Source organism: Seramator thermalis (genome assembly GCF_004138125.1).
GTDB classification, from domain to species: Bacteria; Bacteroidota; Bacteroidia; order Bacteroidales; family Dysgonomonadaceae; genus Seramator; species Seramator thermalis.
This window is the reverse complement of the sequence record NZ_RXHS01000007.1, coordinates 24630-37341: the sequence shown is the minus strand read 5'-3', so window position 1 is coordinate 37341 and position 12712 is coordinate 24630. Positions and strand designations below refer to the sequence as shown.

At 42.9% G+C, this 12712-nt stretch carries 9 protein-coding genes and 1 tRNA gene; 7 read left to right on the top strand and 3 right to left on the bottom strand.

Annotated elements, in window-relative coordinates; translation table 11 throughout:
- The first annotated feature begins 37 nt into the window (after positions 1 to 37).
- Complete coding sequence (gene dnaE / locus EJN84_RS06490) at positions 38 to 3778, top strand: DNA polymerase III subunit alpha (protein ID WP_129594660.1); 3741 nt, start codon at positions 38 to 40, stop codon at positions 3776 to 3778.
- Between the two features lie 25 nt (positions 3779 to 3803).
- Positions 3804 to 4118, top strand: a complete 315-nt coding sequence (gene trxA, locus EJN84_RS06485) for a thioredoxin (RefSeq protein WP_101488250.1) — start codon at positions 3804 to 3806, stop codon at positions 4116 to 4118.
- Between the two features lie 71 nt (positions 4119 to 4189).
- Here the strand turns inward: trxA and EJN84_RS06480 are convergent, their stop codons facing one another.
- Complete coding sequence (locus EJN84_RS06480) at positions 4190 to 4690, bottom strand: flavodoxin (protein WP_129594659.1); 501 nt, start codon at positions 4688 to 4690, stop codon at positions 4190 to 4192.
- 140 nt (positions 4691 to 4830) lie between these two features.
- On the opposite strand from EJN84_RS06480, the gene EJN84_RS06475 reads away from it, so the two are divergent.
- The 3 genes from EJN84_RS06475 to EJN84_RS06465 all read left to right on the top strand — a co-directional run bounded on the left by EJN84_RS06475 (position 4831) and on the right by EJN84_RS06465 (position 7161).
- A tRNA-Arg gene (locus EJN84_RS06475) sits at positions 4831 to 4902 on the top strand.
- Between the two features lie 405 nt (positions 4903 to 5307).
- Positions 5308 to 6666, top strand: a complete 1359-nt coding sequence (locus EJN84_RS06470; protein WP_129594658.1) for an ATP-binding protein — start codon at positions 5308 to 5310, stop codon at positions 6664 to 6666.
- A 123-nt stretch (positions 6667 to 6789) separates the two neighbouring features.
- Positions 6790 to 7161: a hypothetical protein gene (locus EJN84_RS06465; RefSeq protein ID WP_129594657.1), complete on the top strand. Its 372-nt coding sequence runs from the start codon at positions 6790 to 6792 to the stop codon at positions 7159 to 7161.
- Between the two features lie 486 nt (positions 7162 to 7647).
- On the opposite strand, the gene EJN84_RS06460 is transcribed toward EJN84_RS06465, so the two are convergent.
- Positions 7648 to 9234, bottom strand: coding sequence for a carboxylesterase/lipase family protein (locus EJN84_RS06460; RefSeq protein ID WP_129594656.1), 1587 nt, complete (start codon positions 9232 to 9234; stop codon positions 7648 to 7650).
- 244 nt (positions 9235 to 9478) lie between these two features.
- Between EJN84_RS06460 and EJN84_RS06455 the strand changes: the two genes are divergently transcribed.
- Positions 9479 to 10276 (top strand): 3-keto-disaccharide hydrolase, encoded by a 798-nt coding sequence (locus EJN84_RS06455; RefSeq protein ID WP_129594655.1) that lies wholly within the window; start codon positions 9479 to 9481, stop codon positions 10274 to 10276.
- A 230-nt stretch (positions 10277 to 10506) separates the two neighbouring features.
- On the opposite strand, the gene EJN84_RS12235 is transcribed toward EJN84_RS06455, so the two are convergent.
- Entirely contained in the window at positions 10507 to 10737 is a 231-nt protein-coding gene (locus tag EJN84_RS12235; RefSeq protein ID WP_129756379.1) for a hypothetical protein, read from the bottom strand.
- A 635-nt stretch (positions 10738 to 11372) separates the two neighbouring features.
- Here EJN84_RS12235 and EJN84_RS06450 point away from each other — a divergent pair.
- A complete protein-coding gene (locus EJN84_RS06450; protein ID WP_129594654.1) occupies positions 11373 to 12698 on the top strand; it encodes an ammonium transporter in 1326 nt (441 codons plus the stop codon).
- Positions 12699 to 12712 lie beyond the last annotated feature (14 nt).

The following is a 12712-nucleotide window of genomic DNA, read 5'->3' as shown; positions in this document are numbered from 1 at the left end:
TCGTGATCAAACAAACAGATAAAGATATATTACTATAATGCAGTCCTTTGTACATTTACACGTTCACTCTCAGTATTCGCTTCTCGATGGTCAGGCAAGTATTCAGCGACTGGTGGACAAAGCCATGAAAGATGGCATGAATGCCATCGCACTAACCGACCACGGTGCCATGTACGGTATCAAGGAATTTATCAATTACGTTTCAAAAAAAAATGCACCCGTACAAGCCGAAATAAAAAATCTGAAAAGCGAACTTGGAAAAGCCAATGAACAAAAAAATTCAAGCCTCGTTTTGCAAATTCAAGCCAAGCTCGCCGCAGCAGAGAGGAGACTCTTCAAGCCCATTATCGGATGTGAATGCTATGTAGCACGACGCGATCGCTTTTCGCAAAACGATAAAATCGATTCGAGCGGTTGGCATCTCATCGTTCTGGCAAAAAATCTGAAAGGCTATAAAAACCTGATCAAAATAGTTTCGAAAAGTTGGACCGAAGGATTTTACTATCGTCCCCGCATCGATAAACAACTTTTGGAAGAACATCATGAAGGTTTAATTTTATCTTCGGCATGTTTGGGAGGCGAAATATCAAGAAAAATAGACGAAGGCCAAATTGAACAGGCCGAAGAAGCCGTACAATGGTACAAAAATATTTTCGGCGACGATTATTATCTCGAACTGCAACGGCACAAAACCGATCGCACTGACGCAGATCAAACTACCTATCCCAAACAGGAACATGTCAACAGAGAATTGCTGCGAATTGCCGAAAAATACGGAGTGAAAGTCATTGCCACCAATGATGTTCACTTTGTGAACGAGGAAGATGCCGATGCACACGATCGACTTATCTGCCTGAGTACGGGGAAAGACTTCGACGACCCCGATCGCATGCATTACACCAAGCAGGAATGGCTAAAAACAACCGAAGAGATGAACCGCATTTTTGCAGACGTCCCGCAGGCACTTGCCAATACCCTCGAAGTAGCCGAAAAGGTGGAATTCTATTCCATCGACCACGAACCTTTGATGCCTTTTTATCCGATCGATCCCGCATTTGGGACTGAGGAAAGCTACAAAGCAAAATACTCGCCCGAACAGCTTATGGAGGAATTCACACCTAAAGGATTTGAACGTTTAGGTGGCTACGACAAAGTAATCCGCATCAAACTCGAGTCGGATTACTTAGCCCATCTTACACAGATCGGCGCGAAAAAAAGATATGGAGAAAATCCATCCGACGAAATAAAAGACCGACTTCAGTTCGAATTGGACACTATAAAAAGTATGGGATTTCCGGGTTATTTTCTCATCGTTCAGGACTTCATCAATGCTGCGCGCCAGATGGATGTGGCTGTGGGACCCGGACGAGGATCGGCGGCCGGATCGGCGGTAGCCTATTGTCTGGGCATTACCGATATCGATCCGCTCAAATACGACCTGCTGTTCGAACGATTCCTGAACCCCGACCGCATCTCAATGCCCGATATCGACATCGACTTCGACGACGAAGGTCGCGGAAAAGTCCTTCGCTGGGTTACCGAGAAATACGGAGCCGAAAAGGTTGCCCATATCATCACCTACGGAACAATGGCCACAAAATCGGCCATCCGTGATGTGGCACGAGTGCATAAACTTCCGCTATCGGAATCGGACAGACTTGCCAAGTTGGTGCCCGACCGCATACCCAATGTAAAAAAAATTGATTTGCAGGCAGCTATCGAATACGTTCCCGAACTGCAAAAAGCCGCAACAAGCGATGATCCATTGGTGAGAGACACGCTCAAATATGCCGGAATGCTCGAAGGCAATATTCGCAGCACAGGTGTTCATGCCTGCGGCGTCATCATCGGACAAACGGATATATCGGATGTGGTGCCTGTGAGTACAGCCGAAGACAAGGAAACGAAAGAAAAACTGATCGTTACTCAATACGAAGGTTCGGTGATAGAAGAAACAGGATTGATAAAGATGGACTTTCTTGGACTTAAAACGCTCACCATCATCAAGGATGCCATAGCCAACATTGAATTTACCGAAGGTATCAAAGTCGATATTTCCAATATCGACATGAACGATCCGAAAACCTATCAGCTCTATTGCGAAGGAAAAACTACCGGAACGTTTCAGTTTGAATCGGCCGGCATGCAAAAATACCTCAAAGAGTTGCAGCCCAGCAAATTCGAAGACCTGATCGCGATGAATGCCTTGTATCGACCGGGACCAATGGACTACATTCCATCTTTCATCGCACGAAAACATGGTCGCGAAGCAATCACTTACGACATTCCGGTGATGGAAAAATATTTGAGCGAAACCTACGGTATCACAGTATATCAGGAACAGGTGATGTTGCTTTCGCGCCTGCTTGCCAATTTCACGCGCGGACAATCGGACGAGCTGCGTAAGGCAATGGGCAAAAAAATGATCGACAAAATGACGGCTTTGAAAGAAAAATTCATTGCCGGAGGAAAACAAAACGGATATGAAGAAAAGGTGCTGAATAAAATCTGGAACGATTGGGAGAAATTCGCATCGTACGCGTTCAACAAATCTCATGCCACTTGCTACTCGTGGGTTGCCTATCAAACGGCATGGCTTAAAGCCAATTACCCGTCGGAATACATGGCATCGGTATTGTCGAACAACCTCAATAACCTGTCCGAAATCACGAAATTCATGGACGAATGCAAGGCGATGGGAATCAACGTGCTGAGTCCGGATATCAACGAATCGTTCATGAAATTTTCGGTAAACAAAAAGGGCGATATCCGTTTTGGATTGGCCGCTATAAAAGGTGTCGGACAGGGTGCGGCACAAAGCATCATAGACGAACGCGAAAAAAACGGTCCGTTTAAAGATATTTTTGATTTTGCAGAACGAATCAATCTTACTTCGTGCAATAAAAAAACGATTGAGGCGCTGGCTTTAGCAGGTGCCTTTGACAGCATGCAGGGCATCGCTCGCGAACAGTTCGTGGGAACTAACAGTAAAGGCGAAGAGTTTCTCGATACGCTGATCCGCTATGGAAACAAATATCAGGCGGACAAACAAATATCGATGAATTCACTTTTCGGCGACGATTCCTCGTTTCAAATAGCTCATCCCGAAATTCCCAAATTACAAAAATGGTCGGATCTGGAGCGTCTTAACAAAGAACGCGAATATATCGGCATTTATCTGTCGGCCCACCCGCTCGACGATTACGAATTCATTCTGAATTATGTGTGCAATGCCGATACCGTGAAACTGAGCGACCTTGATGCCTTAAACGGCAAAGAGGTGCAATTTGGAGGTATCATTACCAATGTGCGCGAAGGACACACCAAAAACAACTCTCCATTCACTATCCTCAAAATCGAAGATTATGCAGGAAGCATAGAACTGGCCTTTTTTGGAGAGGAGTGTTTAAACTTCAGCAGATTTGCCCGTGTAGGACTATCGGTTTACGCTACGGCTAAGGTTCAACCTCGACGCTTTAAGCCCGAGCAGCTCGAATTAAAAATCAACTCGATGAATCTGCTTTCGGAGGTAAAGGATAAACTTGTCTCAAAAATTACTCTGCAACTGCCATTGAAAGAAATTGACGAGGTCACGATAACCGAATTATCGAGTTTGGTAAAAAACAATTCGGGAGATTCGTTGTTATACTTTGAAATTATAAAAGAAGAAACAAATACGAGTATTCAACTATTTTCACGTCCTGCCCGTATTCGGGTCAATAAACAGGTGATCGATTATCTAAAGAACAAATTGACCATCGACTTCAAACTCAATTAATAATAATATAAAAATCAAAAAAATTATGGCGCTTCAAATTACAGATTCAACACTAAAGGATGTATTAAACACCGACAAACTGGTGGTAATTGATTTTTGGGCCGAATGGTGCGGCCCTTGCAAAATGGTTGGACCCATCATCGAACAAATTGCCGAAGAATACAAAGACAAGATCGTTGTCGGGAAAGTTGACGTGGACAATAACGACGAAGCTACATCGAAATATGGTATTCGCAATATACCTACCGTGCTATTCATCAAAAATGGACAAGTAGTTGACAAAGTGGTTGGTGCAGGCCCAAAAAACCTGTTCACAGAAAAAATCGACAAGCTCATTTAGTCAAGACGAAACCTTTCACAAAAAAGACAGCCTGAAGCTGTCTTTTTTTGTATAAAACTTTCGAATACGGACTAAACAAATTCTTTTTTTAATGTATCAACCCAAGCCTGCAACCGCTGAGAGGTAAGATCGTATTCGTTATCTTCATCCAGCGGCAATCCTACCCATATACCATCAATCACTGCCGTAGAATCATCGTACGTATATCCCTCGTCGGGTACTTGCCCCACAATTTTCACTTTATCTTTGATGGCATCGTATATTATCCGCATCGATTCGGCAAAACTACCCGAGAAAGACGCACTGTCGCCCAATCCGAAGATGGCAACGGTCTTACCTGAAAGATCCGATTTCGCAAAAGAAGGTAAAAAACCATCCCAATCATCCTGCAAATCGCCCACACCTGTGGTGGATGTACCCAAAATAAGGTAAGGATAGGCTTTTATATCATCGAGTCGGACGTCGGCTACGTCGTATAAATCGGCCCGGCCATCAAAAAGTTCTTGCACCTGCTTTGCTACCAATTGAGTATTGCCTCCCGAGGAGCCATAAAGTATTGCAATTTTGTTCATCTTTTGTAGAATTAATTTTTGTTATCCATCTATAAACAGTTAAACACCCCATTTGTTTAAAAGCCGTAATCTGCTAATTGCATGCCACTACAAAAACTTTTGACAATAAGGGAAAAAGTTCGTAATTTTGTCGCCCACAAGGCGCGGTAGTTCAATGGATAGAATAGAAGTTTCCTAAACTTTTGATCCGGGTTCGATTCCCGGCCGGGCTACTCCGATAATAGGAGAAGAATAAAGCAATCCACTGATAATCTGAGGTTATTGGTGGATTTTGTTTTTAAGGAAAAGGCAAAAAATAGCCATTTTAAGCATATTGTACGGGTGCAAATCGTGGCTATTTTCGCAAGTTTATCCAATTTATCGTGAATTGGAAACAGCCGGCAAAACCACTACCGCCGAATTAATCCTAATCACTTTTACGAGTCGATAAAGAAACCAAAACCTTACTTGAAGTTTTAAGTGTGTCTGTCGATGATAACGTGCACTAAGGTGACACCTTATCTACCGAAAATATTAGAATTTTATTTTTTGTCAGAAATGTTTTGAACTATGTATTAGAAACATTATTTTTGTAAAACATAATATTTGTATAGTCATAACGTTCAAAAAAAAATCGCATGAAATTCGTAAACCGAATAGAAGAACAAAAACGGCTCACTACAACCTTAAAAAGTGCATCTCCATCATTTATTGTAGTGTATGGTCGTCGTCGCATAGGAAAATCAACTTTAATAAAGAAAGTGATTTCTCCTGACGACGTATATTATATGGCCGACCAAACGGAACGCCCCCATCAAATTGAATTGCTGGCCAAAGAAATCGGATTACGCTTTGAAGGCTTCGACCGTGTAATTTATCCCGATTGGGAAACATTGTTCCAAGCGCTTAATTTTCGCGTAACAGAACATTTCACCTTATGTTTAGACGAGTTTCCGTATTTGGCAAAAAGTTCGCCCGAACTGCCATCACTACTCCAAAAAATGATTGATGCCAAAACGCTCAAGTATAATCTGATTATTTGTGGCTCCTCGCAGCAATTGATGCAGGGATTAGTACTCGACAGCAGCTCGCCGCTATATGGACGCGCTAGTCAGGTATTGAAGATTTCGCCGATGAATATTAAATATCTTCGTGAACAATTAAATTGTACGCCCGTCGAAGCCGTCGAAGAATATGCCGTGTGGGGCGGTGTGCCACGTTATTGGGAAATACGTCTGCAAAGCAATTCGTTAAAAGAAGCCATTAATTTTAATTTGTTAAATGCACAAGGAACTTTATACGAAGAACCTTACCGGCTGTTTATTGACGATATGCGTAATATTGTTCAAGCATCCACCTTGCTGTCACTTATCGGAAACGGAGCAAACCGGATTTCCGAAATTGCAACAAGGGCGAATAAACCCGTCACAAGCCTTTCAGGACCATTGGATAAACTGATAACATTGGGTTACATTGAACGAGAGATTCCGTTTGGTGACAACCCTAAAAACAGTAAAAAGGGACTTTATAAAATTGCCGACCCGTTTATAGATTTTTATTTTCGTTTCATTGTTCCAAACCGTTCTCTGATAGAGTTAGGACGCACCGATGCCGTGATGGAAGAAATTTTGACACGTTTTCACGGCTATGTGGCTTGGCATTGGGAAAACTTGTGTCGTAAAGCTATTAGCGGACAGATATTTATGGGAGAACGTTATGGATTGGCGTCGCGCTGGTGGGGAAATATATCGCGTGATGAACAAATGGAACTGGATATTGTAGCCGAATCTATGGATGGAAAGAACTTATTGGTGGGCGAATGCAAATGGTCGGAAAATGAGAATACAGAGCGCTTAATTAAAATTCTGACCGAAAAAAGTGCAAAACTTCCCTTCGCGAAAAATAAGAAAATTGTTCCTGTATTGTTTCTGAAAAGCAGTAAGAAATCGGCGGAGAATATTTTATTGCCGGAACATGTTATCGAAATGATAGGATGAGATGCAAACAGTTCTTCCCCGGGTTCCGCCACTTTTATTCGTCAAAAGCCGGATAGTCATTTTCTTCCAACAGCCGGTTAATGTCGGATGCCGTGTAAAGAATTTGCCGAATTCGAGTTATAAATGCCACTTCTGTGTTATGCAAACGCCATGTATCTGATGGACAAGGCTTATATCGATTTCGAGGCATTGTTTCGAATAAACAGTGCAGGTGAATTTTTCGTTACGCGGACAAAATCAACCTTGCGATATAGCATTGTTGAGCAAAGCTTCGATATTGACCAAACGACGGGACTGAGAACCGACAAGACCATAGAACTTACTGTTCCGAAGTCGAAACGCCTTTATCCGGAAAAGCTTCGTCCGGTTGAGTTTTACGACAGCGAAAACGACGAATTACTTCTGTTTTTGACTAATAATTTTGATGTATCTGCCCTCGAAGTGGCATATTTGTACAAAACCGTTGGCAAATCGAAGTGTTTTTCAAATGGATAGAGCAAAATCTAATAGTCAAAAAACTTTGGGGACATTCCTCAAATGCCGTCAAAATACATTTGTGGACGGCAATTTGTTCCTATCGGATTGTTGCTTATATCAAACACTTGATAAAGAGCCCGCTATCGATTTATGAAATCATGCAAATTTTACGAATCCCGGCTTTTGATAAGACTCCCATACGCCAGCTGCTGACTGAACATACCCCTAATCGAATCGATCAAAATATCAAAGACCAATTATCTTTGTTTTGTTGAAACGTTTCACCTATTAACGCAACAGTAGTAATGTAAGAATAAAGTATTTAACTTCGCACCAGTATTCTACACGATGAAATCTATTGCGAAATAGTGCAAATAAATTATGGGATTAATCGCGGAATATGCTTTTCTCAATCACTTAATGTATTGTATATCGGCATTTTTATTCCTACGTTCGATTCCCGGCCGGGCTACTCCGATCGGAGTTTTTTCAACTCCGATTTTTTTATGGATTAAAGCTGTTTTGAATGCTTCGCAAATAAAGATACCGATCGCGGTGTTGTTCTGTTTGCAGACAACTTTTCGTATCGAGAATCATGACCTCGGCCGGTTTCCCCGCTCTGACCGGATTCCAATCGGGAACGCCGGCTCCATTGGGATTTCCCGTAAGAATAAAATTCGCAAAAAATGTTTGTGCCAGCGACGAAACCAAGTAATCTTCCGATTGAAAGTCGTACACATCATTCACCGGCAAATTTCCCAACACATACTCGATTTCGGCCGAATGCGATGCACCCCGATACAATGGATCGACGTTTTGGGGCTGCCCCTTATATCCCGGTCGCGGATGAGTGAAATAATAGCGATAAACGGGTTTAGCAACCGTTGAAGCATGCATATCCGACAAATTCCATGTTCCAAAAGAAATAAACATATCTCCCGCAAATTCCGAAGCCACTATGGGCACTTCCTTGTCCGATGCAGGACGATAGACTCGAAGCAGCCCGTCGGCAAAATCGGGATATTTTTCTCGAATGGCTTTTTCGAAATTGGCAATCGTAGGCTCCGCTTTCCCCAAAACGGCACTGTAATGACCTTCCATCGAATTCCAACCCACCAAAAGGGGCACATGAGCCTGCTCCCCTTTTTCGAAAATAGCGATCGGGTTTTCGGGCAAAAAATAGCCGTCCACCACCACGCCAAACGATGGCAAGTCGCGCCTTCCCGAAATTTGAAGCAATTCATCACTCGAAAGCGAACGCAGTTCCTTCAGATTTTTTTTACCAATTTTCCGGGCAAACTCAACACCTCGCGACTCAGCTTCATTCAACGTCGGCATTTGACGAAAGCCCAAAAGCGAACCACTTTCGCAAATCGCACCTGCCAGCATATCGCGCGACAAGGGCGTTGCCATCTGTGCACTCACCGAATAAGATCCTGCCGACTCTCCGGCAATGGTAATCCGCGAGGGATCGCCACCAAACTGTTCAATATTTTCCTTCACCCATCGCAGAGCCGCACTCTGATCGAGCAGCCCATAATTGCCCGATGCTTTGTGCGCCGATTCTTTCGTCAGTTCGGGATGATTAAAAAATCCGAATATTCCTAATCGATAATTCACCGTTACGGTTACGATTCCTTTGCGAGCCATGCTTTCGCCATCATAACGGTATTCCGAACCGTCGCCCGCAATGAATCCGCCACCGTAGAAATACACCAGTACGGGATAGCGTTCGCCTTCATTTTTAGCCGGTGTCCAAATATTCAGATACAGACAATCTTCGCTCATGCCGTTCGATCTGAAACGCATATCGCTGAAAACAGGCAGCTGCATGGCTCTCGGTCCAAATTGGATAGTTTTTTTCACACCGCTCCAAGATTGAAGGGGTTGAGGTTCCTTCCAGCGCAAGTCCCCTACGGGAGGTTGTGCATAAGGAACACCGCGAAAAAATCGAATGCCCATTAATTCAAAACCTTCAATGGTTCCGTTAGCAGTTTTCACGCGGACAAACGTTGTGTCGCAAGCCGATTGGGCATTGGCAATGAAAAGTGTTGTCCATAAAATCAATGTAAGAAAAAGTGTCTTTCTCATTTTGTGGAAATTTTAAATAAACAAGGTTGATCTGATACAAAAATAGTCAATTTCAACAAATGAGCTACACAAAAACGGCTAAACAAAAAACATTTTTATCGTTCTCGCGTAAATTTGGAGATGAAGGGTCTGTTGTGCAAAAAGTCATATTTCTCACATCATTAAACCTTGTAACCAGTAGAACAATTAAAAATTGTATGTATTTTTGCAGAATACCTCAACTCATTCAAAAAAAAATAAACAGATGAAACACACATTTCTTTTTATTTCGTTATTTTTTTCGGCAGTGATTTTATTTTCATGCTCGCAAAACAAAAATCAATCGAACACCGACGGCGAATGGATTCAACTCTTCAACGGGAAAGATTTGTCGGGTTGGACCGTAAAAATCTGCGGATACGATGCAGGAGATAATTTCGGGAACACGTTTCGTGTGGAAGATGGCATTCTGAAAGTAAGATATGATGCTTATGATTCGCTTCGCAATCGGTTTGGGCACATTTTTTATAAGGATGAATTTTCGCATTACATTCTCCGTGTTGAGTATCGTTTGACCGGCGATCAATGTCCGGGTGCTCCCGAATGGGCTTACCGAAACAGTGGCATCATGATTCATGGACAGACACCTCAATCGATGGAAAAGAATCAGGAATTCCCAACTTCCATCGAGGTGCAACTTTTGGGAAGCGATTCGCTGGTTGAACGCACAAATATGAATGTCTGCACACCCGGTACGAATATCGTGATGAACAACCAATTGATACTTGATCATTGCACCAACTCATCGTCGAAACCCGTGTTTGGTGATCAATGGGTAACGGCTGAGGTTGAAGTTCATGGCAACGGCATCATTAAGCACATCATGAACGGCGACACCGTAATTACCTACCAACAGCCTCAATTGGACGATCGCGATGCGACTTTTTCGAAACTTGTGAAACTCAACGGCGGAATAATGTTGAGCAAGGGAACGATTTCCCTGCAAAGTGAAGGTCATCCGTGCGAATTCAGAAAAGTGGAGCTGAAAATATTAGACGAATAAAGCAATTATTTTTTGAGAATTTTCGGTTCTATATGACTTTGTATGGGAAAAAGCGAAACCATTATCTTAAGAGGTATCAGCTTTTTTTGCACAACTCATGGCGTTCATTGACTCTTTGGGGCGTTGCCCCAAACACCACATTCTTTTTTGCCTTGATGCCAAAAAGAATGTATAATGGATAATTGAGAATTTAGGAAAGAAGTGAAGAAGTCGGAAGGGAGAATTTTAAATTACGAATTTTCCTTTTGTTTGTTCTTTTTGCCGGTGTGGATATTCATTTGTACAACGCGGCAAGAGTTCTGCCTTTCAGGCAGCGTATGTTTGTTGCAGCTTTGTCCGCAGGTCGCCGACCTGCGGTTATGAATGTTTTTGCCTTTCAGGCAACGATGAGTTCGTGCATTGAAAACTTTTTGGGCTTGAAAAGCCGGATTTCCATAACCGCAGAATTTATTCTGCGGCATGAATCGTCGCCAGAAACCTGCCTAGAAGGCAGTACTTTTATTTGCCACGAAGATGCAAAGACGCAAAGTTGGCTTCGTCCTCAGAATATCATAACCCCTGTGCTGCCTGGCGGCAGCACTTGTCCCCTTATCTTAAGGGGACAGCTACGGTAAACGTGATCCCAAAACTATTCCCCTCTTAAGATAAGAGGGGTACCGCCGAAGGCGGGGAAGAGTTATGAACTAATGGATAATTGAGAATTAACAAGAAATAGAGAAATGGGAAATAGAGAAATAAGAATTTCAATGAATTATCAAATCGATAAATCCTTCAATCGGTAAATTATACATTGTGCATTATCCATTATCCATTGACTCTTAGGGCGTTGCCCCAAACCCCACATGTTTTTTTGCCTTGATGCCAAAAAAGATCAAGACTGCATCTTCTCATCCGAAACCATATTGTAATCTATTTTGAGAGAATCGCCCGAACGTAGGCAGAGCGATTTTTTTATTTATCGGAAAAATCATTTTGAAATTATATATATTGATATAAAATCTTTTTGTATTGTATAATGTTTTTATTGTAATATTTTTTATACATTTGCAGTGAATTAATTTCTTTATGACAATCATTGCTCTAAAATAATTACAAAATGAACGAAAAGAACTCAAAGAGGAGATATCTAACGCCCTTTATCTTTTTATCGGTAATAGCAGTCATAGCGTTGATTCCGGTAGATGATACAACACCCCATGTTGCCGACGCCGCCATCAATGGCGCTGATACCGCATGGATGTTGATGGCATCGGCGCTGGTATTGCTCATGACGCCCGGTCTGGCATTTTTTTACGGAGGGATGGTCAGATACAAAAACCTCGTATCCACCCTACTCCAAAGTTTTATTACGCTGGGTATCATCAGCGTGATATGGATTGTGGTAGGATTCAGTCTTGCTTTTGGCGACAGCATCGGGGGATTCATTGGAAATCCGCTTACGTTTTTTATGTTTAAAAACGTGGGAACTGCGCCCAATCCCGATTTTGCAGCGACCATTCCCTTTGCGCTATTTGCCGTGTTCCAGCTCAAATTTGCGATTATCACACCGGCTCTCATCACGGGAGGATTGGCCGAAAGAATTCGCTTTTCATCATTAATGCTGTTCATCGTTCTATTTTCACTCTTTATCTATGCTCCGCTGGCACATTGGACATGGCATCCCGAAGGCTTTCTGCACAAATGGGGAGTTTTAGATTTTGCAGGGGGAACGGTTGTACATATTTCTGCCGGTTTCGCCGCTTTGAGCGGCGCAATATTTCTGGGCAGGCGCAAAGACGGCGAGGAAAGCAATCCCACAAACGTCCCATACATTTTGTTAGGCACCGGATTACTTTGGTTCGGCTGGTTTGGATTTAATGGCGGGTCGGCTTTAGCAGCCAATGAAGTGGCAGTAACAGCATTCATCAATACTAATCTGGCATCGGCAACAGCCATGCTCACCTGGATGCTCACCGACGGAGCACGCGGGAAAAAACGTTCGGCAACGGGAGCTGCTGTAGGTGCCGTAGTCGGACTTGTAGCCATCACTCCGGCGGCAGGCTTTGTCAATGTGGGTCAAAGTATTTTCATAGGATTTGCCGGCGCATTGGTTAGCTATTTTGCCGTCAGATTAAAATCACGCAGCAGCATCGACGACACGCTCGATGTTTTCCCATGTCATGGTATTGGAGGAATGGTTGGAATGCTACTCACCGGAGTATTTGCAAAAGATGTCGGATTAATTTACGGCGATCCAACAATCTTTCTCTATCATCTTGTGGCTTTGATCGTGGTTGGCGTCTTCACTTTTGGAGGCAGTTACCTGCTTTACAAACTCACAAATTTAATTCTGCCGATGCGCGTAACCGAATTGCAGGAAGAACGTGGCTTGGATATTACTCAGCACGGTGAAGTTGCAACCGACATTTCATCCTCTTTTTGAAAAAATTTGCGATA

Excerpts from the sequence above, each read along its gene's own strand:
- dnaE (WP_129594660.1), top strand. The coding sequence starts at position 38 with ATGCAGTCCTTTGTACATTTACACGTTCACTCTCAGTATTCGCTTCTC.
- EJN84_RS06455 (WP_129594655.1), top strand. The coding sequence starts at position 9,479 with ATGAAACACACATTTCTTTTTATTTCGTTATTTTTTTCGGCAGTGATT.
- EJN84_RS06470 (WP_129594658.1), top strand. The coding sequence starts at position 5,308 with ATGAAATTCGTAAACCGAATAGAAGAACAAAAACGGCTCACTACAACC.
- EJN84_RS06480 (WP_129594659.1), bottom strand. The coding sequence starts at position 4,690 with ATGAACAAAATTGCAATACTTTATGGCTCCTCGGGAGGCAATACTCAA.
- EJN84_RS06450 (WP_129594654.1), top strand. The coding sequence starts at position 11,373 with ATGAACGAAAAGAACTCAAAGAGGAGATATCTAACGCCCTTTATCTTT.
- EJN84_RS06460 (WP_129594656.1), bottom strand. The coding sequence starts at position 9,234 with ATGAGAAAGACACTTTTTCTTACATTGATTTTATGGACAACACTTTTC.
- trxA (WP_101488250.1), top strand. The coding sequence starts at position 3,804 with ATGGCGCTTCAAATTACAGATTCAACACTAAAGGATGTATTAAACACC.
- EJN84_RS12235 (WP_129756379.1), bottom strand. The coding sequence starts at position 10,737 with ATGCCGCAGAATAAATTCTGCGGTTATGGAAATCCGGCTTTTCAAGCC.
- EJN84_RS06465 (WP_129594657.1), top strand. The coding sequence starts at position 6,790 with ATGCCACTTCTGTGTTATGCAAACGCCATGTATCTGATGGACAAGGCT.